General features: G+C 63.8%; 21 protein-coding genes. 5 read left to right on the forward strand and 16 right to left on the reverse strand.

The features are described 5' to 3' along the window. Positions 1–251: 251 nt before the first annotated feature. Positions 252–1,412 carry a tRNA guanosine(34) transglycosylase Tgt gene (gene tgt, locus AUL39_RS09425; RefSeq protein WP_235810829.1) on the reverse strand — a complete coding sequence of 387 codons (1,161 nt, stop codon included), beginning with the start codon at positions 1,410–1,412 and terminating at the stop codon, positions 252–254. A gap of 52 nt (positions 1,413–1,464) precedes the next feature. Further along, positions 1,465–1,737 carry an HPr family phosphocarrier protein gene (locus AUL39_RS09430; protein ID WP_032110786.1) on the reverse strand — a complete coding sequence of 91 codons (273 nt, stop codon included), beginning with the start codon at positions 1,735–1,737 and terminating at the stop codon, positions 1,465–1,467. Positions 1,738–1,997: 260 nt separating this feature from the next. Between AUL39_RS09430 and AUL39_RS09435 the strand changes: the two genes are divergently transcribed. After that, on the forward strand, positions 1,998–3,401 hold the full coding sequence (locus tag AUL39_RS09435; RefSeq protein ID WP_059055632.1) for a hypothetical protein: 1,404 nt from the start codon (positions 1,998–2,000) through the stop codon (positions 3,399–3,401). Positions 3,402–3,449: 48 nt separating this feature from the next. Here AUL39_RS09435 and queA read toward each other — a convergent pair whose 3' ends face one another. The 7 genes from queA to AUL39_RS11485 form a co-directional block, all read right to left on the reverse strand. Then, complete coding sequence (gene queA, locus AUL39_RS09440; protein WP_059055634.1) at positions 3,450–4,616, reverse strand: tRNA preQ1(34) S-adenosylmethionine ribosyltransferase-isomerase QueA; 1,167 nt, start codon at positions 4,614–4,616, stop codon at positions 3,450–3,452. 107 nt (positions 4,617–4,723) lie between these two features. After that, the gene (locus AUL39_RS09445) at positions 4,724–5,389 is read right to left on the reverse strand and encodes an epoxyqueuosine reductase QueH (protein WP_059055636.1); all 666 of its coding nucleotides are present in this window, start codon (positions 5,387–5,389) and stop codon (positions 4,724–4,726) included. After that, positions 5,370–6,170, reverse strand: a complete 801-nt coding sequence (locus tag AUL39_RS09450) for a nucleoside/nucleotide kinase family protein (protein WP_059055639.1) — start codon at positions 6,168–6,170, stop codon at positions 5,370–5,372. The genes AUL39_RS09445 and AUL39_RS09450 overlap by 20 nt, the downstream gene beginning before the upstream one ends. Next, entirely contained in the window at positions 6,170–6,997 is an 828-nt protein-coding gene (locus AUL39_RS09455; protein ID WP_059055641.1) for a histidinol-phosphatase HisJ family protein, read from the reverse strand. The genes AUL39_RS09450 and AUL39_RS09455 overlap by 1 nt, the downstream gene beginning before the upstream one ends. 218 nt (positions 6,998–7,215) lie before the next feature. Then, positions 7,216–7,767: a DUF3267 domain-containing protein gene (locus tag AUL39_RS09460; protein WP_059055643.1), complete on the reverse strand. Its 552-nt coding sequence runs from the start codon at positions 7,765–7,767 to the stop codon at positions 7,216–7,218. Further along, a complete protein-coding gene (locus AUL39_RS09465) occupies positions 7,764–8,528 on the reverse strand; it encodes a YwaF family protein (protein WP_059055645.1) in 765 nt (254 codons plus the stop codon). The genes AUL39_RS09460 and AUL39_RS09465 overlap by 4 nt, the downstream gene beginning before the upstream one ends. A gap of 212 nt (positions 8,529–8,740) precedes the next feature. Further along, positions 8,741–8,878, reverse strand: coding sequence for a hypothetical protein (locus AUL39_RS11485; protein WP_235810830.1), 138 nt, complete (start codon positions 8,876–8,878; stop codon positions 8,741–8,743). On the opposite strand from AUL39_RS11485, the gene AUL39_RS09470 reads away from it, so the two are divergent. Then, the gene (locus tag AUL39_RS09470) at positions 8,877–10,922 is read left to right on the forward strand and encodes a class I tRNA ligase family protein (RefSeq protein ID WP_059055647.1); all 2,046 of its coding nucleotides are present in this window, start codon (positions 8,877–8,879) and stop codon (positions 10,920–10,922) included. The genes AUL39_RS11485 and AUL39_RS09470 overlap by 2 nt on opposite strands. A gap of 85 nt (positions 10,923–11,007) precedes the next feature. Here the strand turns inward: AUL39_RS09470 and asrC are convergent, their stop codons facing one another. The 6 genes from asrC to AUL39_RS09500 are packed head-to-tail and all read right to left on the reverse strand — an operon-like array spanning position 11,008 to position 16,679. After that, entirely contained in the window at positions 11,008–11,997 is a 990-nt protein-coding gene (asrC, locus tag AUL39_RS09475; RefSeq protein ID WP_059055649.1) for a sulfite reductase subunit C, read from the reverse strand. 9 nt (positions 11,998–12,006) lie between these two features. Beyond that, the gene (gene asrB, locus AUL39_RS09480; RefSeq protein WP_059055651.1) at positions 12,007–12,804 is read right to left on the reverse strand and encodes an anaerobic sulfite reductase subunit AsrB; all 798 of its coding nucleotides are present in this window, start codon (positions 12,802–12,804) and stop codon (positions 12,007–12,009) included. Further along, positions 12,797–13,873 carry an anaerobic sulfite reductase subunit AsrA gene (gene asrA / locus AUL39_RS09485; RefSeq protein WP_059055653.1) on the reverse strand — a complete coding sequence of 359 codons (1,077 nt, stop codon included), beginning with the start codon at positions 13,871–13,873 and terminating at the stop codon, positions 12,797–12,799. Before asrA ends, asrB begins: the two co-directional genes overlap by 8 nt. Before the next feature lie 58 nt (positions 13,874–13,931). Next, positions 13,932–14,693, reverse strand: coding sequence for an ABC transporter ATP-binding protein (locus AUL39_RS09490; protein WP_059055655.1), 762 nt, complete (start codon positions 14,691–14,693; stop codon positions 13,932–13,934). Further along, positions 14,690–15,751 carry a FecCD family ABC transporter permease gene (locus AUL39_RS09495; protein WP_059055658.1) on the reverse strand — a complete coding sequence of 354 codons (1,062 nt, stop codon included), beginning with the start codon at positions 15,749–15,751 and terminating at the stop codon, positions 14,690–14,692. Before AUL39_RS09495 ends, AUL39_RS09490 begins: the two co-directional genes overlap by 4 nt. 4 nt (positions 15,752–15,755) lie before the next feature. Beyond that, positions 15,756–16,679 carry an ABC transporter substrate-binding protein gene (locus AUL39_RS09500; RefSeq protein WP_235810831.1) on the reverse strand — a complete coding sequence of 308 codons (924 nt, stop codon included), beginning with the start codon at positions 16,677–16,679 and terminating at the stop codon, positions 15,756–15,758. A 254-nt stretch (positions 16,680–16,933) separates the two neighbouring features. Between AUL39_RS09500 and AUL39_RS09505 the strand changes: the two genes are divergently transcribed. The 3 genes from AUL39_RS09505 (at position 16,934) to AUL39_RS09515 (ending at position 20,795) form a co-directional block, all read left to right on the forward strand. Then, positions 16,934–18,058, forward strand: a complete 1,125-nt coding sequence (locus AUL39_RS09505) for an aldo/keto reductase (protein WP_201783943.1) — start codon at positions 16,934–16,936, stop codon at positions 18,056–18,058. A gap of 59 nt (positions 18,059–18,117) precedes the next feature. Continuing rightward, on the forward strand, positions 18,118–19,830 hold the full coding sequence (locus AUL39_RS09510; protein ID WP_059055661.1) for a KAP family P-loop NTPase fold protein: 1,713 nt from the start codon (positions 18,118–18,120) through the stop codon (positions 19,828–19,830). An 86-nt stretch (positions 19,831–19,916) separates the two neighbouring features. Then, on the forward strand, positions 19,917–20,795 hold the full coding sequence (locus AUL39_RS09515) for an alpha/beta fold hydrolase (protein ID WP_059055664.1): 879 nt from the start codon (positions 19,917–19,919) through the stop codon (positions 20,793–20,795). Positions 20,796–21,238: 443 nt separating this feature from the next. On the opposite strand, the gene metK is transcribed toward AUL39_RS09515, so the two are convergent. Next, positions 21,239–22,492 carry a methionine adenosyltransferase gene (gene metK / locus AUL39_RS09520; protein ID WP_059055666.1) on the reverse strand — a complete coding sequence of 418 codons (1,254 nt, stop codon included), beginning with the start codon at positions 22,490–22,492 and terminating at the stop codon, positions 21,239–21,241. Positions 22,493–22,604 lie beyond the last annotated feature (112 nt).

A 22,604-nucleotide genomic window follows, 5' to 3' on the forward strand; every position in this document is an offset into this window, starting at 1 on the left:
TGGCCCCGTCCCTTCGACCCCCGCCGCCGGTTGCTCTCTTCTCGCCTTGCCCGCATCCTGCGCACCCGCCCGTTGTTACCGGGCCGTCTTGGCCCCAGAGCGTTTTCGCAGGTGAGGCCTGATTGGAGACCACGGGCCGGTAATATCACACGTCTCGCTGCCGCCACTGTTACCGGCCCGTTTGGGAACCGCCAGTGCTATCTGGGAGAACGCTCGGGAGTCGCGACGGCCCGGTAACAAAGTCCGAGCGCCTACCAGTCGGCAGCAGCAGGCGAGTCCATCCAGCGCGAGACGAACTCCCCGTACGTGCCTGCAATGATCGACTCGCGCGCGCGGCGCATGAGGTCGAGAAGGAAGTACAGGTTGTGCATCGACAGCAGGATGGAGCCGGCCATCTCCTTCTGACGCACAAGGTGATGCAGATACGCGCGAGAGTATCCGCCCTGGCAGACGGGACAGCTACACGCAGGGTCAAGCGGGCCGGCGTCGTGCGTAAAGCGCGCGTGGCGCAGGTTAAGCTTGCCCTCGCTCGAAAAGGCTGTCCCCATGCGCGCCGTGCGCGTGGGAAGCACGCAGTCGAACATGTCGATGCCGTACGCCACGCCACGCACGAGCGTGGTGGGGTTGCCCACGCCCATGAGGTAGCGGGGCTTCTCGCGCGGCATAAACTGTGAGGCCAGGGGCGCCAGGCTCTCGAACATGGTCTCGTGGTCCTCGCCCACCGAGTACCCGCCAATGCCAAAGCCTGGGAAGTCGCCCACGTCGAGAAGGTGCTGCAGCGAGCGCCTGCGCAGCGTGAGGTCCATCCCGCCCTGCACAATGCCAAAGAGCGCCTGGTCTGTGCGGGTGTGGGCCTTCCAGCAGCGCTCTGCCCACATTGCGGAGAGCTCCACCGCGCGCTCGACCTTCGAGCGCGGGGCCGGGTAGCCCACGCACTGGTCGAGCTGCATCACGATGTCGGCACCCAGCTTCTGGGCGATGTCCATGTTCTCCTCGGGCGTCCAGGTGAACCAGCGCCCGTCGTAGTCGACCGCGCGAAATCGCACGCCGTCGGCAGAGAGCTTGCAGAACTCCTCGTGGCTAAAGACCTGGAAGCCGCCGGAGTCCGTGAGGATGGGGCCGTCCCAGCGGGTGAAGCCATGAAGGTCGCCCATCTCGGCAACAAGGTCGGCGCCGGGACGCATGGCCAGGTGGTAGGTGTTAGCAAGGACGATCTTGGCGCCAAGCTCCTTGAGCTGCGGCACCAGGACCCCCTTCACTGTGCCCTTGGTACCCACGGGCATGAAGATGGGCGTGGGGACGTCGCCGTGCGGGGTATGCAGGACACCCGCCCGCGCATGCGTGGCAGGATCCTCGGCGACAATGTCGTAGGTGAACCACTTGGGCTCCATCGCGTGCTCCTCTTGCGTCATGAAAACGGCCCGGGAGACCCGGGCCGCCTGCTTGCACATGTCCTTGCGCAGCCTACTCGCCAAAGCCGGAGTCGACGAGGGCGACGAGGGCATCGAGGGCCTCCTGCTCGTCGGGACCGTCGCAGGCAATCTCGATCTTGGTGCCGGTACCAAGGCCAGCGGCAAGAATCATCATGATGGACTTGGCGTTGACGGGCGCGGTGTCCTTGTCGACGTTCTTGATGGTGACGTTGGACTGGTACTTCTTGGCCTCGGTCACAAAGACGGACGCGGGACGGGCGTGAAGGCCGGTGGCGTTGATGATCGTAGTCTGCTTGGAAACCATGTTAGAACTCCCCTTCTAGACTCCCTGACTAGGCTCGGGGAGAAAATCCCCGAATTGCTTATATCGTACCAAACGCTCGTATAGTTTACACACTTCATGGACAGCTGACGGACAAACTCTTCTCAAGCAACTCGATTAGCACCATATACGGACGCTTGCGGCAAAATGGAAGGGTGCGCGCGGATGCAAAAGCCGCTGCGCCGTTGCAACTACAACATTTAGCTTCGCGCCCACGTGGCGCGCTTTCGAGAGGAGCCTTCATGGCTTGGGGCAAGGGCAAGAAGGACGAGAAGGGCGCCGTCGAGAAGAACAAGGCAACCGTGCAGGATGCGCCCACGGGTGCTGCAGGCAACGCAAGCGTCCCCAAGGATTCTGCCAAGGCCGCGCGTGAGGGAGCCGCGCAGGCAGCCTCCAAGGCGGCGGGCGCGGCAAGCGCGGCGGCGGGCGCGGCAGCGGGAGCCGCTCGCGGTGCAGGCAAGGGCATAGCCGCCGGCTTCACCGCCCTGCGCGACGTGCGTGACGCGTCGCGCCAGTACTCCTCCGCAAAGTCGCAGATGGAGTCCACCGAGAAGGCACTTGCCGCACAGCGCTCGGCGCTCGAGCACCGCGAGAGCATCGAGGGCGGCTACGACGACATCATGACGGCGCAAAGCGCGGCACTCGCTGACGCCCAGAAGCGCGCGGCCGACGCCGTGCAGTACACCGCTCGCCTCACCCACGAGCTGCAGGACCTCGAGGCCCGTCTCACCAAGATGCGCGCCGACGATGAGCAGGCGCTTCGCCCCTACAAGCAGCTCGCCGAGTCCTCAAAGGGCCGCGCGGACGACGCCACGCGCACCGTCGCCGAGGCCAAGCGTGCCGTGCGCACGGCAGAGGGCCAGGTAAAGGATGCCACAGACCGCCGCGAGCAGGCGATTGCCTCGGCAAACCGCGCGCTAGACAACTCAAAGGCACGCCAGCGCAAGGTCCAGGGGGAGCTTGACAAGCTCCTTGCCGACCCATCCGCCAAGCGCGATGCCATCGCGCAGGTTCGCCAGGAGCTCGCTGCCGAGGCCGCGCACGTAAGCGCTGCCGAGGCTGCCGTGACCAGGTCGACAGCAGACGCGCAGTCCTCCGTCGACAACGCCCAAACGCATCTCTGGACCCAGAAGCAGTCGCTCGAGACCGCCCAGCGTGAGTCCGACGCCATGCAGGCCGAGGCCAAGGAGCGGCGCGGTGAGTACGACCACCTCCGCGCAGAGGCGGAGGCGCGCCAGAAGAAGCTCTCGGACAACATCGACCGCCACAAGGCAGAGATCGAGCGCTCGAACCGCCTGCGCGACAACGCCAGGACGGACGCGAGCAAGGCCAACGACCTTCTCAGCGAGGCGAAGAGCATCCACGACACGCCACAGGCAACGGAGCAGCTGCGCCGCTCGATCGCCGAGCGCGAGCAGACGCTTGAGGCGCAACGTGCAAAGGTGGAGGAGCTGGGGCGCGCGGAGAAGGAGCTGCGGCGGCGCACGCGTACCACGCGCATCGCCGTGCTGGTGATTCTCGTTGTCTTGGTGGCAGTGGTGGTGGTTCTCGTCGGCTCTATGCTGCTTGGACAGGGCGGCAACGCCGCAGGCACGGCCGCCTCGACGAGCGTGACCACTACGGGCACGGTATCTGCAGGCGCGTAGCCGCTGCGGCGACCCCGTCATGGGGTCGCCGCCGGGCCTTTGTTAGCGCTACCTTATGAGCATGGCGTCGCCAAACGAGAGGAACCGGTACCTCTCGTCAATGGCTGCCTGGTAGGCGGCCATGATCTGCTCGCGCGTGGCAAGCGCCGAGACAAGCATCATGAGCGTCGAGCGGGGCACGTGGAAGTTGGTGATGAGGGCGTCCACCACGTGGTAGGTGGAACCCGGCATGAGGTAGAGGTTGGTGGTGGCGTCGCGGCGCTCGACGATGTCACCGCGCCCCGTAACGGCGGCAGAGTCCGGTGCGTCCTCGAAGCGCCGGGCCGTGACCGCCGGTGTGGACGCGGGTGCCTCTGGATCCCAGGCGCTCTCGAGCGAGCGGACCGCCGTGGTGCCCACGGCGACCACGCGGTGCCCCGCTGCCTTGGTGGCGTGCACGGCGTCGACCACGTCCTGGGGCACGTGGTAGCGCTCCGTGTGCATCACGTGCTTGGTTGGGTCGTCCTCGGTGACCAGGCGAAAGGTGTCGATGCCCACCTCGAGCTCGACCGTCTTCCAGCCAACGCCCTTGTCCTCGATCCGCTTGATGAGCTCCGGCGTGAAATGCAGGCCCGCCGTGGGCGCCGCCGCGGAGTGCTCCTCGTGCATGGCGTAGACCGTCTGGTACTTCTCGGGATCGCCCTCGTACTTGGTGATGTAGGGCGGAAGCGGCACGTGGCCGGCCTCGTGGATGGCAGCGTCGAGCGTGCGGTCTCCCTGTGGCTCGAAGCGCACCAAACGGCCGCCACGGTTGTCCTCGAGGAAGTCGATAATCTCGCCCGTGAGCACGACCTCGGCGGAGAGTGGCGCGTGCAGGCCGCCCGCACGGTACTCGATGATGATGCCGGGCTGGCGGAGGCGCTTGCCGGGGTTCACGAGGCACTCCCACACATGGCCCATGGGGTCGAGGTCCTCTCGGCGCTTGAGCAGGAGCGTCTCGGCCACGCCGCCAGTGCCGCGCTTGTGGCCCACGAGGCGCGCCGGCATGACGCGCGTCTTGTTTGCAACGAGAAGGTCACCGGGGTCGAGGTAGTCGATCACGTCGGTGAAGTGGCGGTGCTCGAGCGAGCCGTCCTCGCGGTTGAGTACGAGAAGGCGGCAGGAGTCGCGCGGCTCCGCGGGTGCCTGTGCGATGAGCTCGTCTGGGAGCGGGTAGTCAAAGTCGTCGGTGCGCATGTGTATGGTTCTCCTCGTGCCCTAGGGCTTGCGTGATGAGGTGAGGTGCGGCGCTTAGTGCGCCGGCCGCCCATTCTAGCGCGTGGTGACGAGAAGCGACGGCGAGGCTAGCGCGCGGCGGCAACGCTGGCCGCAGCGTGAGCGGCCTCGCGCTCGGCCTTGCGGCGGTCGCGGGCCTCGTGGCGCTCGACGGCGGCCTCGGCGGCCGAGAAGCGGCAGCCGCAGTAGTTCTGCCGATACATGCCCAGGTCACGTGAGGTGCGGGTGGCCTCGGGATAGTAGGGGCGGAAGTCGCGCCACACCGGGGTGAGGCCGTATGCGGCGGCTGTCTTGGCGAGCACGTCTCCGCAGGTCTCGAAGAGCTGGTACGGCGAGACGGCAAGTGTGGTGGAGATGTGAGTAAAGCCCAGCTCGCGGGCCGTACGACATGCCTCTGCCAGACGGAGGGCATAGCAGGCGCGGCAGCGCGCGGCGCGGTCGAAGCCATGCGGGGCAACGCCTGTCTCCCATGCAGAACGGTTGTCTCCGGCAACTATCACATCAACGTGTGCGACGTCCGCCGCCCACGCGCGCAGCGTGGCAAGGCGACGGTCGTGCTCGGCCACAGGTTGGATGTTTGGGTTGGTCCAGCAGATGGTTGGCTCAAAGCCCTCGCGGCGAAGAAGCTCCACAGGCTCTATCGAGCAAGGACCGCAGCAGGCGTGGAGGAGCAGCGGCGTACGGGAACTCGGCACCAAACCGCTGCCGTTCTTGTCATCCCCGTGAAATTGCATCGGCACCGCTCCCCACAATCTTTCCCCCAGAAGGCCATATGCTGCCCTTCTCGTCCTCTACCAGCATATTGTCTGCAGAGGAATACGCAAGTACACGACGCACGTTCATTCCGTCGCATCTCCTGTACCACTCCTCGGCCGCCTCGAGCGAAAGCCCGCCGCGAGCCTTTCTCGCAACCAGCCGACGGTGTAGGAGGTCAGGGTCGGCGACAAGGAGATATGACGCGTCTGCCAAGTCGCGCGTCTCATCCCAGGGGGACTCACTCGAGAGTAGCCAGTTCCCCTCGACGAGCACCAGGCGCGCGTTAGGCGGAACCGCGATCGCATCGTCAACGACGTCGTGGATGTTCCGGTCATAGCGCGGCCACGACACGGTCGTGCCCGAGCAGAGCTCTCTGCACTTCTCGGCAAAGCGGGCGTGGTCGAAGGTCTCCAGCGTCCCCTTGACCTCGCGCATGGGCACCTGTCGCCCCTCTACGCAAACGCTGCGCGCCGCGATCACGTCCGCATGGTAGTGAAAGCCGTCGAGTGGCAGCGCTACCAGCGGTTCGCATGATTCGTCCTCGCAAGAGAGCTTCGCGAGAAGGCTTGCAAGGGTGGACTTTCCGGCACCTGGAGGGGCGGCAAGAAAGATGACCATGCGGCGGCCAAGCTCACGCTGGCGCGAAGTCCATTGGGCGAGAAGGTCGTGGCAGAGGCAGATGGTCTGCTCCGAGAAGGGAACGTGGCAAGGCACCCCGTCGACGACAAGATCGACCGCGTTTCTCTGGGGGTCTCCCATCACTGAGCGCCCTCCCCCAGCGGCACCTCGCGCATCACGACCTCGCCGCGCGCGTCATGCCCGAGGACGAGCGCGCTCGTGAATCCACATGACGCTGCGAAGCGCGCGCCATCGTCCAGCCCGCCGCAGAGCGCATCCGCGCTGTGGGCGTCGGAGTTCACAAGGATTTGACCGCCCATCTCGTGCAATGCGCTAAGGAGCTCGCGGCGCGGATAGGGCTGGCTGCGAATGCCGCGTGCCATGGCGCCGCAGTTGACCTCGAAGGGCACGCCCTCCCCCACCAGGTACTCCATGGCCTCGAGCGCCGGGTCAAGATACTCCTTGGAAGTCTCGTCAAAGTACTTTCCGCCCTCGTTGAACTTGCTCACTAGGTCGAAGTGGCCAACGAAGGTGCATTCCGTACGGTCGTGCGTCGTGGCCTCCAGCTCGTAGTAGGCGCGGACAAGCGCCATCCAGTTGCCACCAAACGCCTCGAGACAGAGGGTTTCCAGCCTCTCGGGAGTCCAGTCGACCGCCGTGTCGCATTCGGCCTCGACGTCCACGAAGTGCGTGGAGCCAATCCTGAACTCTGCCCCCGGACAACTGGCGGGATCGTAGAGCGTGTCCAGTTCCACACCGAGAAGGATGTCCATACGCCCGCGATACTTGTCCTGGAGCTGGCGTATTTCCGTTACATAGGCGTCCCAGTCCATATGGACGTCCTGATCCATGTGGCCGGAGAAGCCTAGGGCGAGAAGGCCGTCGTCATATGCCGTCCGAGCCATCTCTTCCGGCGTGTCCTTGCCGTCACAGAGCGTCGTGTGCGTGTGGAAATTGGCTTTGATCATGCCACTCCCCGTGTCCTTGTCGTCCCGATTGCCTCGCATACGATAGTGCGACGAGGTGGAGCCAGCGTAGGCTTATGGCGAGAAGTACGCAAAGAGAACGTAAGGCGAAGGCTTGGTGACACAATGCGGCGGCTCGCTGCCGCCGCAACGTCCTTCTCGCCTTCTTATCCATGCATTTTTCGATTGATTAGAGCGCGCCAAACGATCGAAAAATACAGCTATGCGCCGTCACCCTCACCGTCATTAGCGAGAAGCTCCACGCCCGTGTCCGTGTCTCGCACGTGCGTGCAGCCGGGCGTGCGAGCAATGCCCGCAACCATGGCCAGGTCGCCGGCGCACCCCGAGAGATGCGTCCACGCAAGCGCCCAGCCAAGCGCGGGCCCGGCAACCGCATTGCCCAGCACCGCCAACGCCGCCGTGACAAGCACCGACGGCGCCAGCAGCACCGCCACAAAGAGCCCGCGCGCGAGCGGCTCGCCCTCGGCACGGGTGTAGAGCATGCCCGTCTCGTACCCAAAGCGTATGCGCACCTTACCGCGCCCAAGCAGCAGAAACGCCGCCGCGTGGACAAGCTCGTGGATGGGCAGCGCCACAACCGTCGCCACCACGTAGAAGGCCAGCCACGCGCCAACGCCCATGCCCCACCCGCGCATCACCACAAGAAAAATCTGTCCCACAAGGCCCACGCCAAGAAGCACCGCCGAGAGCGCCACCACGTGACGGGTAAGCGGGGTGTCGCCAAGGATATCGAGATGCGCAACGCTCCTCACGACGCGTCTCCTTCAACGCCGCGCCGCCGCGAGGCCTGCCAGGCGTGCAGCAACACAACCGCCACCACGAACGACGCCATGTATGGCACGAGGTAGCCGGGGTTGCCAAAGGCACGCTCCCACCACTCGAGCGGCGAGCCCACGGCCGGACTTGTCACAAAGCCGAAGTTGGTGTCGAACATACCGTTAAACCACCTAAAGAAGACCAGGTAGAGCGCAGATGCCGCGAGCGAGATCCACGCGTCGCGCCACTTTGGGGCCTTGTGAGGGTCGTCGAGCGCCATGAGCGAGACGGAGAAGATGAACGCATGCTCCATGAAGCCGCTGATGCAGGGTAGCGTGTACGGCGGGCAGTACGTCCAGCCAGGGAAGAGCATGGCGCAGAGACCGCCGGTGAGGCCAAAACACAGCAGCAGCTCGCGGGTTACGCGCGATGGGGCGAGCGCATGCCACAGGCAGATGTACTCGGCGATGTTGCACAGGTGGAGCGGCCACCAGTTGGGCGAGAAGGTCCCTGTCTGTACCTTGAGCACGTCTCCCCACAGCAATAGGGCATTGGGGACGATTGCGGCAACAAGGACGAGCCAGCGCCTGCCGCCGTGCCAGGAGTCGTCTGCGGGGAGACTCCGATAACCGTGGACGAGAAGCGCGATGACCGTCGCGCAGATGGCAAGCCAGAGCAGGTGCCAGGGGCCAAACATGGAGAAGCCCTGGCCGCCCCACAGCAGCGGCTCCGCGACTATGACCTTCTCGACGCTCATACCTCCCCCTATCCTCTCTCGCCCCTAGCCCCTCTCGCCCTCCGCCCCTCCCCCTCGCCGCCCCTCCCCTTCTCGTTCTTTAGCGGTATTTGAGAAACGCTGCCCGCATTTCCGCAGGTCGCGAGAAACTCAATTCTCAAATACCGCTAAAGAACGAGAAGGGACAACACGAGGGGATCGCGGGAGTCGCGGCATCGGTGTTGGCCACACCATCAACGTACCCAGCCTGCGTCGTCCCAGACCACCCGCGCGTACGCGCGTTGTGGGATAATCACGTGGCCCATGGCGTGCGCGTCACGCCAGCGGGCGTCACCTGCACCACCACGACCAAGAGGGAGCACGTCCCACATGGCAGACAATTCCCAGAACGTCCCGGAGCAAGACCGCCCGAGCTTCCCCGCCCGCGCCGTTATCACCGGGGGCATGCCGTACGGCAACAAGAACCTGCACTTTGGCCACATCGGCGGCGTCTTTGTGCCCGCGGACTTCTTCGCGCGCTTCCTGCGCGACCGCATAGGCAGCAAGAACGTGATCTTTGTCTCGGGCACGGACTGCTACGGCTCGCCCCTCATGGAGGGCTACCGCAAGAAGGTGGAGCAGGAGGGCTACCAGGGCACCATCACCGACTACGTCCAAGCCAACCATGACGCCCAGAAGGCGGCGCTTGACGCCTACGGCATCTCGCTCGACCTCTTTGCGGGCTCCGGCCTCGAGCCGGCGCGCGACTTCCACGCCCGTCTCACCGCCGAGGTCCTGCGCCGCCTCCACGAGCGCGGCTACCTGCACAAGATGAGCACCCGCCAGTTCTACGACGTCGAGGCCGGCCAGTTCCTGAACGGGCGCCAGGTCATTGGCCGCTGCCCCGTGCGCGGCTGCAAGTCCGAGAAGGCGTACGCCGACGAGTGCGACCTGGGCCACCAGTTTGACCCCGAGGAGCTCATCAATCCCGTATCGGCGCTCACCGGCACCACGCCCGAGCTGCGCCCCGTTGACAACTGGTACTTCGACCTGCCCGCCTTTGAGTCACAGCTCAAGGAGCTCATGGACGAGTGGGACGTCGACCCGCAGGTGAGGCCCATCGTCACCAAGACGGTGCGCGAGTCTCTCGTGCCGCCCGTGGTCTACATCCAGGACAAGTTCCGCGAGAGCTTCAATGCGGTTGAGGACAAGCTCCCCGCCCACCAGCTCCACGAGGCCGAGAAGGGCCAGCAGTCCTTCTCGGTTGAGTTTGCTAACTGGCGCGACCGTGACGACGCTCGCGCCATTCTGGAGGCGGCAGGTGTGCGCTTCCGCACGGGCAAGACGCTTTTGCCCTTCCGCATCACCGGCAACATCGAGTGGGGCGTGCCCGCGCCTGAGCTCGAGGATACGAGCGGCCTCACCGTGTGGTGCTGGCCCGAGAGCCTCTGGGCGCCCATCAGCTTCACGCAGACCGCGCTTGCCCTGGACGAGAAGACCGGCGGCACGCGCTTCTCGTCCGACGACTGGCGCGACTGGTGGTGCGCGGACGACGCCAAGGTCTACCAGTTCATTGGCCAAGACAACATCTACTTCTACTGCGTGGCGCAGCCCGCACTGTGGGACGCACTCAACTGGGGCCTCTTCCAAGACACGCCCGTGGCCAACTACCACATCCTGTTCATGAACAAGAAGGCCTCCAGCTCGGGTAAGATCCGCCCGCCCATGGCAGCCGAGCTTCTCGACCACTACACCGCCGAGCAGCTGCGCTGCCACTGGCTGAGCCTGGGCCTGGACCAGAAGGCCGTGAGCTTCTCGCCCAAGCCCTACGACACCTCCGTGAGCCACAAGGACAAGGCCACCGGCGAGGACGTCCTGGTGAAGGACGACCCGCGCGTGGTTGACCCAGCCCTCAAGGAGAGCGCCTTCCTCACCAACATCTTCAACCGCCTAGCCAGGAGCTGCATCTACGGCGCACAGAACGTCTGCGCGGGGCACCTGCCTGCGGTTGAGGCGGATGCCGACGTACTGGACGCCTGCCGAGAGGCGACGCTTGCCTACGAGCGCTGCGCCCACGCCTTCGACGCCCACGGCGCGCTTGCCGTGGCCGAGGACTTCTGCCGCGACGCCAACCGCCGCTGGGGCGACGAGTCCAAGGCCGCCAAGGGCGACGACGCAGCCTACAAGCACGCGCTGGCAAATGCCTTTGCCGCGCTGCGCACCGTGACACTGCTCATGCATCCTGCGGTACCCGCCGGCTGCGAGAAGATCTGCGAGCACCTGGGTTTTGCGGCCGAGGACTTCTTCTCCTGGGAGCATGCGTTCGAGACCCCCGGCGAGCTGGCGCGGGCGCTTGGCGAGAACCCCGCCGAGCACGCGCTGCCCGAGCTACCGCCGCGCTTCGACTTCTTCGAGAAGCACCCGAGCCAGAAATAAGACGAGAAAAAGAGGGGCGCCCGCGCAGGCGCCCCTCTTGTTGAATGAGACAAAGGGACAGTCCCTTTGTCTCACGACACGTACGCTATCGCAGGTTGTTGTCGCGGTCGTAGCGCTTGGTGTCCCAGTACACGCGCGTGGCGCGCTGGCACTTCTCGGGAAGCTCGACATCCTTGAGCGCCCACTCGCAGAACTCGTCGAAGCCCACGCGGTCGACGATGTAGCCAATGTGCTCCTTGCCCTCGGGCGCGTTGGGGTCGATGTACTCCTCGATGAAGGCATAGGTGTTCTTCACGATCTTCACGATGGAGTCCTCGTCCACCCAGCGCAGCCAGTCCTGCGCCAGCCGCGGGTTCTGCTTGCCCGTTCGGCCCATGATCTTGACGCGGAAGTAGTGCTCGGGGCTGCGCGTCCAGGCACGCGTGGGACAGTAGACCACGCACACGCCACAGCCAATGCAACGGTCCTCGTCGCGCACGACCTTGCCCTTCTCCAGCCTGAGCGCGCTCACCGAGCGGCGCTGGCACCAGTCCACGCACTGGCCACAACCAATGCAGCGGTTGGGGTCGTACTGGGGCTCGGTCATGCCGATGATGCCAAAGTCGTTCAAGGCCACGTGCGCGCAGTCGTTTGAGCAGCCGGTGAAGGCCACCTTCACGTGGCGGTTGTTGGGGAAGATCTCGTGGTCCATGCGCTGCGCGAACGCCGTGGTGTCATAGCAGCCAAACGGGCACAGGCGCTTGCCCGGGCAGGCTACCACGTTGCGCGTGCCGCTTGCCAGGTAGCCCTGGGAGGTATCCTCCTGGTTGATCTTGGTGTCCTCGATGATTGCCTGGAGTTTCTCGTTGACCTTGGGCATGTCCTCCATGTGGATGCCCGGAATCTCCACTCCCTGTCGGTTGGTGAGGAAGATCTCTCCCCTGCCGTACTCCTCGGCAATCTCCACTATGCGCGCCATGCTCTTGGCGCTCACCAGGCCGCCGGGAACGCGCACGCGGCTGGCAGTCATCCCGCGCTCCTTGCTCACGCGGAACGCGTTCTTCTTCATGGCCTTGACGTCGATGTCCTGAATCATGGCGGCCTCCTAGTCCAGCAACTGCTTGCTCTGGGTGTAGTTGAAGACGGGCCCGTCCAGGCACACGTACTTCTCGCCTATGCGGCAGTGGCCGCACTTGCCCAGGCCACAGCACATCTTTCGCTCCTGGCTCACCCAGATGTTCTCCTCGGCAAGACCCAGCTCGAGAAGGCCCTTCACGGAGAAGCGCATCATGGGCGGCGGTCCAACCACAATGGCCTGCGCCGTGGAGGGGTCGCGCAGCGGCAGGCCCGGGATGAACTTGGTCACCAGGCCAACGTTGCCCTGGTAGCCCTCGGGCGCGCCGTCCACCGTGAGGATGAGGTCAACGAGGTTCTCCCAGCGCGCAAGGTCGTCGCGGAAGAGCAGGTCGTTGGGACTGCGGAAGCCCACGATTACGTGCTTGTCCTGCGGCGTGGCGCTTGCGGCCAGTGCCTCTACCACGCCTCGCACCGGGCTCACGCCCGTGCCGCCGGCCACCACGACGCACTCGCCGTCCACATAGTGCTCCACCTCAAAGCCGTTGCCGTAGGGGCCGCGCAGGAGAAGCGACTGGCCCTCGTAGGCCTCGAACACCTCGTTGGTCACCACGCCCACGCGGCGGATGGTGAGGTCGACCGACTCGCCGGGCACGATGCCGCTCACGCTGATGGGGGCCTCGCCGTACTTGGGGACGGAGACCTCGAAGAACTGGCCGGGGCGAACCTCTCCGCCAAAGGCCATGCGGAAGGTGTACTCCTTCTCGGTGTGCTTGATGACCTTGAGCACCTTGGAGGAGAAGGGAATGTACGGGTTGTTGCTAGGCATCACGGGCCACGCTCCCCTCATGCTGGGCGTCCCACTCGTCCACGGCGTCAGAGAGCTTGTTGACGCACGCGGCGAAGCTGATGTACTCGGGGCAGACGTCGTCGCAGCGGCCGCAGCCCACGCACATGTCGTAGCCAAAGCGCTGGCGGAAGTCATACACCTTGTGCAGCACCTTGAAACGCATGCGCTCGCCGTGCTGCTTACGGTAGCTCGCGCCGCCGGCCACCGTGGAGTAGCCGTCAATCATGCAGCTGGCCTGCACGCGGCGCCTCTCGCCCACCCGGCCGTTCTCGGTGTAGGCAACGTCCTGCATGGTGAAGCAGGTGCAGGTGGGGCACACCAGCGTGCAGCGGCCGCAGCCAATGCAGCGGTGGTTGTACTCGTCCCACACGGGGCTAGTGCGGAGCTCGAGCGGCACCGTCTTGGGAACGCGCACGTGCACGTCGTTCTGGGTGACGTGCGCAGGCACCACGTCGCGGCTGGCCGTGGCGTAGCGCTCGAAGAGCGGAAGGAGGGACTCGTTTTCAACGGCGCACGCATAGCCCTCGCCCGAGCGCTCGAGCGAGAACTCCCAGTTGTCCGGCGCAACATTTGATCCCATGTCTACGCAGAAGCAGTGCTCGAAGGTCTGGGGACAGCCGAGAAGCACAAAGTGCACGCGGTCGCGGATGCGCCGATAGAAGCTGTCCTCGGGGCCGTTGTGCAGGTACATGGCGTCGAGGCGCTTGACGCCGTGCAGGTCGCAGGCGCGCATGAGCACGAGGACGTCGCGTGTGTCTCCCTCGCGGGCGGGGTCACCGGCGGAGCCAATGCCCCCTGCCTCGCGCACCTGATCCTCGGTATAGTAGAAGAGCGTCTGCGAGAGCGGCGTGAGCAGCTCCTTGAAGGAGTAGTCGCTCTTGGCGTCAAGCTCGATCTGTGACGCGTCGTCCACAAAGTCGTAGATCACCTGGTCCACGTCGGTGAAGCGGCCAGCGCCCACCTTGCGGACCGGCGCAAAGACGAGGTAGTCGCGGGCAAGCTCGCGAACCAGCCCGTCAAGCCCCTCCCCATCAAGCACGTATCCCATGGTCTCCCCTCTCTTCCGCGCCCGAGGGCGCATGTCCTTTCTTGTCTCGCGCGCGGGTTCACGCGCGTGTGAGCGCATACCGCCACAGGAGTTTGGGGTCGTCCTGCTCGGCCACGCCAACCCCAAGCGCCGGGGCAACCGCCCCGCTTGCCGCCACGACGCCTGGCGGACCCTGGGCAGCCACCCGACCGTCCGCCATGAGGCAGACCTTGTCGGCGCACGAGAAGGCCGACTCCACGTCGTGCGTGGCAACAACCACCGCAAGCCCCTCTTCCGCAAGGCGGCGCAACAGGCCTGCGAGCTCCCAGCGCCTGTGGGCGTCCAGGTGCGCCGACGGCTCGTCGAGAAGGAGCGTGCCAGCGTCCTGAGCGACAACCATGGCCAGGTAGGCACGCTGAAGCTCACCGCCAGAGATGTCTGCGAGGCGTCGGTCGCGAAGACCCCACACGCCCGTGAGCTCCATGGCCTGGCGCACCAGGCGGCGGTCCCTCTCGCCTAAGGTCCTCACGGCGCCAAGCGTGGCAAAGCGCCCGTGGCAGGCAAGGGTGTAGACGTCCATCTGCGGGCACCCCAACTCCTGCGGCAGGTAGGCCAGGTGCCGGGCGCGCTCCCTGTGGCCAAGGCTTCCGAGCTCCGCACCGTCCAGAAGGATGCTCCCGCCATGCGGGAGCACGCCCGCAAGGCAGCGAAGGAGCGTGGACTTGCCGCAGCCGTTCTTTCCCACCAGGGCGCTCACCTGGCCGTCATTGAGCTCGAGCGAGTCCACGGCCAGAGAAAAGCCGCCGTCGCGCACAAACGAGAGCCCCTTCACACCAATCACGCGGCCTCACCCCCACGACCCGCCGCCACGGAGTGCGAGCCGTGCTTGCGCCCGCGCCGTGCCAGGAGCGCCATGAAGAACGGCGCGCCGAGAAGCGCAAGAACCAGGCCAACCGGCAGCTCGTAGGGAAACGCAATGGTCCGTGCCACGAGGTCGCACACAACCAAGAGCGCAGCTCCCCACAGGGCGCAGAGAGCGAGCCCCTGACGAGTTGTGGGACGCGCCCACATGCGCACCAGGTTGGGGACGATGAGGCCTACAAAGCTGAGAAGGCCGCAGATCGAGACGGCCGAGGCGGCCAGAAGCGCCGCGCAGGCGATGGTACCAAGTCTGCAGGCGCGCACGTCGAGGCCAAGGCCGTGCGCGGCCTCGTCCCCCAGCGCAAGGAGGTCTATGCCGCGACCGAGGTAGGCCCCCACAACAAGCGCCACCAAGAGGGCGGGCACGCAGAGCGCCAGGCCCTGGTAGGTAACGCCCGAGAGGCCACCCAGCGTGAAGGACACGCGGTCCGTAACCGACTCGGGCCACACGACCACAATGGCGTCGATGGCAGCGCTCATGAGGCTCGAGACGGCGACGCCCGCAAGGACCACGGTCCCGCGGCTGGTACCAGCACGGCGCGATACCAGGTAGACCAGAAGTGTGGCGAGAAGCGCGCCGACAAAGGCCATGGCTTGCCGGAGCACCGGATGTCCTGGCATCCAGAGTGCCGCCACGAGCCAGAGCAGGCCCGCCCCGGAGTTGACGCCCATCACGCCAGGCGACGCAAGGTCGTTGTCGAGCGAGGCCTGCAGGAGCAGACCGGAGCAGGCAAGCGCTGCACCGCAGCACACGCCCGCTATCACACGGGGAAGGCGCACGCTCAGGAGGACGAGTGTGGCAGTGGCGTCTGCGGTGCCGCCGGAGGCAAGGGTCGCGAGCGCCTGGAGCGCCTCGCACGTGCCCAAGGCTGTGGTGCCCGCAAGGAGCGAGGCCAACGAGATGAGCACGAGCGCAACGGCGCCTAAGACGCACGCCCAGCGGCTCCTCTCGCTTGTTCCCTCTCCCCCATGGGCCATGTGGCTACCCCTCTTGCTCTCGGAGGTTGAGGATGTAGGAGTACGCCTCTGCCCAGCGCTCGTTGGGCTTGTACTCAAAGAGGTCCTTGGGCAGGACATTGATCCTGCCGGCCTGCACCGCCGAGAGCGACGCCCACGCAGGCTGCGCCTGGAAGTCCTGCTCGAAGACCTCCTTGGCCTTGTCCTCGTCGCCACGGGGGATGACAAAGACATAGGTGGGATCAGCGGCCACAATGGCCTCGACCGAGAGGTCGTCGAGCGAACTGTCGTCTTCGGCAACGTTTGCCATCTGCAGGTTGTCGAAGATCTCACAGGCAAAGTAGTCGCTCTTCGCGACCTTCGCCTTGGTGGACGAGACGAGAAGTGCCAGGTAGCTTACCTGCGGAAGGTCGGCGGCGCTCTCCTCGACTTTTGCTATAGCGTCAGAGACGTCTGTGACGTTTGCCTGGTAGAGGTCGTCTCGGCCGCTCATCTCGGTGAGCGCGGCCATGTGGGTTGCGTAGTCGTCAAAGCCGTTCACGTCGACGTCGCGCCACGCGATGCCGGCGCTGTCCAGGCTGGACTCGAGCTCCTTCTGCGTGGGGACCTCGGCGGTGATGAGCACGAGCGTGGGCTTGAGCGCGACTATCTTCTCCAGGCTGGGCTTGGCGGGAGTGCCCACGGTCTCCACGTCTGCAGGCAGGCCGTCGAGGTCTGCGGCGTCCTCGGTCACACCCACGGGCGGCATGCCAGCAAGAATTGCCATCTGGGCAAGCGAGCGGGACGCAGCGACAACGCGGGTGCTTGTGGCATCGGTCGAGGAGGATGCGTCCGACGCGCCTTCCGACTGCGTCGAGGAGGCACTCGCATCTGGCTGCGCAGCGCACCCGGCAAGGATGCCAGCACCAAGGAGCACCGAGAGGCGCAGGAATTCTCTTCTCTGGAGCATGGTCCCTCCCGCACAGACTGGTAGCGCTGGGATCTTCTCGTCCATCATATCCCTAGCTCCATAACGACAAAACGATATAAATACCTGCATCGCTATTCTGTTGGCTTCGCAACAGAAATGAGACAGAGGGAGTTTCCCTTTGTCTCATCGTGTCGGCGACCGAGAAGCCAAGCGGCAACCGCCGCACATGCCCCATACTGTGAATGAGACAAAGGGACTGTCCCTTTGTCTCATTCTCGTAGAGAGGAGCCGCCGTGAACGAGTTCTTTGGGACCACCATGCCCAAGCTGGGGTTTGGCCTCATGCGTCTGCCGCGCCTGGCAGATGGCAAGACCATCGACATCGAGCAGTGCGAGGCCATGACCGACGCCTTTCTCGACGCGGGCATGCGCTACTTTGACACCGCCTACGTCTACGAGGGAAGCGAGGAGGCAACGCGACGCTTTCTTGTTGGGCGACACCCTCGCGAGAGCTTCTACCTAGCCGACAAGGTCAACGCCAGCCCGTGGGCGGCAAAGTCCGCCGACGAGGCGAAGCGAGAGCTTGCGGTGTCGCTCGAGCGCACCGGGGCCGGCTATTTTGACTTCTACCTGCTGCATGCTCTGGGATCGAGAAACATTGGCTACTACGAGGACTATGGCATCTGGGAGTTTGCGGCCAGGGCCAAGGAGCAGGGGCTTGTGCGGCACGTGGGCTTCTCGTTCCACGACCGTCCGGATGTCCTCGATCAGATCCTGACGCGCCACCCCGAGGCTGAGTTCGTGCAGCTGCAACTCAATTACGGCGACTGGGAAAGTCCCAGCGTCTGCTCGCGCGAGAACTACGAGGTGGCCTGTGCCCACGGCAAGCCCGTCGTGGTGATGGAGCCCGTCAAGGGCGGGCTTCTCGCCAACCCGCCGCAGCAGGTGCAGGACATCCTGCACGCGACCAACCCGGACGCCTCGATTGCCAGCTGGGCGGTGCGGTTTGTGGCTAGCCTGGAGAACGTGATGGTCGTGCTCTCCGGCATGTCGAACGTCGAGCAGATGGCAGACAACCTCTCCTACATGCGCGAATTCACGCCGCTGAGCGCCGTCGAGCAGGACGCGGTGGAGCACGCGAGCAAGGCGCTTGCCGCCATCGACCAGATTCCCTGCACCGGGTGCCACTACTGCACCGGCGGATGCCCCCAGGAGATTGACATTCCCTCGGTCTTCTCGGCGTACAACCGATACCTTGTGTATGGCGATCTTGCCGGCGCCAAGCGCAACTACGAGTCGGCCGTGGACAAGCACGGTAAGGCCAGCGACTGCGTGCGGTGCCTCCAGTGCGAGGGCGCCTGCCCGCAGGGAATCCCAATCACCTCCTGGCTGGAGAAGGCCGCGGCGGTGCTGGAGTAGGCCAGCAACTGAGTTGCATCTCAGTCACTGGAAGGGACTGATAGAGCTTGTCGAAAAACATGGAGATCAAAAGACACGGATTCACCGACCAGGCAACGGACAATGACTCGCTGAATGCAAGCAGCTTCTGCTCGGGCATCGCAACCTTCATCGAGACGTGCGATACACCCATGACGATAGCCATTCAGGGCGGCTGGGGCTCCGGAAAGTCGACCGCACTGCAGCTCATCCAGAAAGAGCTTAGCAACTACAACATCAGCAACCCTGACAATCAGATAGCCTACTCGACCTTTAACACTTGGCAATACTCCACGCTCAAGGCAGATGATTCGTTGCCCGTATACCTGCTGGCAAATATGCTTCATTGCATTAGTAAGGCAGTAGGAGGCGAAGGGTCCGAGCGGGCACGGCATGCAATAGACTCGCTCCGTACCGCGCTGAGCAGAGCGGCAGGCATTTCCGCCGAGGTAACTCTTGGGTCAGATACTCTAGCCGAATTCCTCACCAAACTCCTTGCACCTCCAACCGGAGACGGCTCTGAGACGCTGCCTGCTGAAACGTTGAAAAACAACATCTCTGAACTCATTGATGACTGCGTGAACCCCACCGATAAGAAGGGAAGGCCCAAAAAGCAACACATTAGCCGAGTGATTCTCTTCATCGACGACCTTGACCGCCTGCGACCAGAAACCGCATTCGAACTTCTTGAGGCAATGAAGAACTTCCTGGACTGCAAGCACTGCGTCTTTGTCCTAGCTGTCGACCGCGATGTGGTCTACCAGGGTATCGAGAGCAAATACGGCAACAGCATCTCGCCGTTCAAGAAGCGCCAGTTCTTCGACAAAATCATCCAGCTACCGTTCAACCTCCCTACGGAGCAGTACAACGTGCCCCATTACGTCAAGACACTTCTCAACCAGAAGCTCCCAAAGTCCGAATCCGACAGCTATTCGGAGAGCTATGCAAATCTGGTTGCCACGATCCTTGGATCCAACAACCCCCGCACCATCAAGCGAGTCCTGAATGTTTGGGACCTCTACCAGCTCATTTATCCACAGTATGTTTTGGACGGAGATGACAGGCTGTTCCTATTTGCCACACTTCTCCTCAAGTATCGCGACGAGGCCAAAGGGCCGGATGAAAAAGACCGGAACACGTACAACGACCTAAGTGCGCATGCTCGAGAAGGAACCGATCCGTTAAAGGACTATCTCAATGAGGAGCTCGATAAGAAAGACCGCGTCATAGATACCTTGATTAACGTGGTTGGCATGCGTGCTGCAGATGGTACCTACAACGAGGAACTTCTCGATAAGTTCACTGATTTTCTCAGTAGCATCTCTGCAATCTTCTCGCCAGAAGCTACTACTCCCCTTTCAAACCAGGAGCCAGAGCCAGGCGGCGTTCTCAACGAGCTCAGAAAACATCTGAGGGAGAAGGATCTCAAAGAAGAGCACATGTCCTCAAAGGAGCGTTATGACTTCAGAAGCCGCGAGTCATCGCTCGTACTCTGCTCCCTTCGTGACAAAAGTAGCGGAATCTACGTTGTTTTCAAGTTTGATGCAAATCGAGCAACATCCAGCGTGCTTGATGATTTTAGACAACAATCCAAGAAGATTGCACAAGGATGCTATCTCGACTGCAGAGAGGGACAAGGCTGGGCAACGCTCATCGGAATCACCAGAGACTTTAACGACGATTCCGTAAAAGCGGCAGAACAGTATATCGACAAGTTTGTCAGCTGGGCGGAGAGCAATAACCCCAGCGTCTAGCCCACCGAAGTACTCAGGACACAAGCCCGACCCGTTGGTACGTGTACCCTGAGGAATTACCAACCCAACCCATCGAGAGGAACCCCATGCCGCGCGTCACTGCCCCCGTACCGCCACAGCCGCATTTTCCCAGCTACTACCTGCGCCCCACCGTTGCTCCGAGCGTGGCTCGCAAGGTACGTACTGCGGACGGGGCGCAGATTGCGGCGTTTGTGTATGGCGCGGACGGGGCTCGGCGAGAGAGCACGCATCCCGTTCTCTTTCTGCACGGCAACGGCGAGGAGCACGGAATCTTTGGCGTGCAGATAAACGGCCTGGTGGGCGACGGACGCTGCGCGATTGGCGTGGACTCCCGCGCGCAGGGTGCTTCGACGCGCGGGACCGCCCCGCTCACCTACGAGCTTATGGCGGCCGACGCGCTTGCCGTGCTCGACGCACTTGACGTGCCGCGCGCGCATGTTGTGGGCTTCTCGGACGGTGCGATAGAAGCGCTGCTCATGGCACGGGATTACCCCGAGCGCGTAGCCTCGGTCCTCTCGATGGGCGCGAACCTCTCACCTGAGGGCGTCCTTGCCGAAGACGACTGGGACATGGAAGGCACTGCCCAGCAGTGCGAGGCATGGGCCGCATGGCTAGAGCGTGGGCCCGAAGGCGTGGACCCCTCTATTGTGACGCCAAGCGCCAAGGAGGCGAGGGCGACGGCCGAGCTCATGCGCCTCATGCTGGATGAACCGCATATTCCTGCTGCGTCTCTTGGCGCAATACGCTGCCCCGTCACCGTAATGACCGGTGAGTTTGACTGCATCGACCCCGCCGAGACGCAGCGGATTGCCGATGCGATACCCGGTGCGCGCAAGGTGATGGTACCTGGCGCCGACCACGTGCTGCCCAAGTGTGCCCCCGATGACGTGAACCGCGAGCTCTTCTCGCTGCTTCGCCTAGTCGAATCGAACCCCTGTCGGTAGCGCCGCACTCGCACAATTTGCCCGGGGGCATCCCGCACGAAGTCTGGGCCTCATTCAGCACATAATGTAGATGCACAAAAATGCTCTATCGGACGGCGAAAACGAAGCCGCTGCATAAAAGTGCGCTATCGGACAGTGCTCTCAAAGTGGCAGCATCAATAACGCAACTAATTTTGCATGATTATGCATAAAGTGAACATAAAATACATCTACATGTATACTTAGTTAAATGATTGATATTAGTTCTCTGGAGCCACTGTCCGATAGAGCGTTTTTGTGCACGGAAACGCCAAACGCCGTCCGATAGAGCGTTTTTGCGCAGGGAAGCAACGAGCGCCGTGCGCCGAAGTCCCTTCCCACATCGATTCCCGGCGCTGCGCAACGCAAAAAGCCCCTCCGCCACGAGGGCGGAGGGGCCAGGCAGGGCAGAACAATGGAATGGCTTACTCGGCAAGCTCCGCGATAGCGGCCTTGAGCTCGTCGACGCGGTTCGTGGCCTCCCAGGTGAAGTCGGGGTCCTTGCGGCCAAAGTGACCGTAGGCAGCAGTCTTCTGGAAGATCGGGCGACGAAGGTCGAGGTCGCGGATGATGGCGCCAGGACGCAGGTCAAAGACCTTCTCGACGGCCTTCTCGATGAGCTCGTCGTCATACGCGCCGGTACCAAAGGTGTCGACCATGATGGACAGCGGGTGGGAGACGCCGATGGCGTAGGCCAGCTCGACCTCGCACTTGTGGGCAAGCCCTGCGGCAACCACGTTCTTGGCAACCCAGCGAGCGGCGTAAGCGGCCGAACGGTCGACCTTGGTGCAGTCCTTGCCGGAGAAACAGCCACCGCCATGACGGCCCATGCCACCGTAGGTGTCGACGATAATCTTGCGACCGGTGAGGCCGGTGTCGCCCATGGGGCCGCCTACCACAAAGCGGCCGGTGGGGTTCACGTAGATGTCGGCATCGCGCCACTTGATGCCAACCTCGTCCAGGACGGGGGCAATCACGTGCTCGACCATGTCGTGCTCGATCTGGTCGTGCTCAGCCTTGGCATCGTGCTGCGTGGAGACCACGATGGCCGTAACCTCAACGGGCTTGTCGTCCTCGTAGCGCACGGTGACCTGGGTCTTGCCATCGGGACGCAGATAGTCGACCTCGCCGGACTTGCGGACGGCAGCCAGGCGCTCGGCCATGCGCTGCGCGAGGTAGATGGGCATGGGCATGAGCACGTCGGTCTCGTCAGAGGCATAACCGAACATCATGCCCTGGTCACCGGCGCCGATCTTGTCCAGCGGGTCGGTGTCGTCGGCGCGAGCGTAGGTGCCGTCTACGCCCTGCGCGATGTCGGGGCTCTGCTCGTGAATCATGTTGATGACGCCGCAGGTGTCGCAGTCAAAGCCGTACTTGGCGCGGTCGTAGCCAATGCCGCGCACGGTCTCGCGCACGATCTTCTGCACGTCGACGTAGGCCTCGGTGCGGACCTCGCCCATCACCACAACGGTACCGGTAGTGGTGAAGGTCTCCACGGCGCAGCGCACGTTGTCGACATTGGCGGGGTTGCCGTCGGCATCCACGTAGCCAGCGGCCTGGAGCTTGGCCTCCTTGGTGAGAATAGCGTCGACGATGGCGTCGGAGATCTGGTCGCACATCTTGTCGGGGTGGCCCTCGGTAACGCTCTCCGAGGTGAAGTAATAGTTCTTGTGGGCCATTCCTATATCCTTTCCGCACGGGCGGGCCCGTGCCAACAGCGACCGCCGCGTCGGCGCTCGACTATGACTGAGAGGTGCAACGGCTCATCGCCTGGGCGAGAAGATCGCCCGC

This window comes from Tractidigestivibacter scatoligenes (assembly GCF_001494635.1).
In the GTDB taxonomy this organism is placed as follows: Bacteria; Actinomycetota; Coriobacteriia; order Coriobacteriales; family Atopobiaceae; genus Tractidigestivibacter; species Tractidigestivibacter scatoligenes.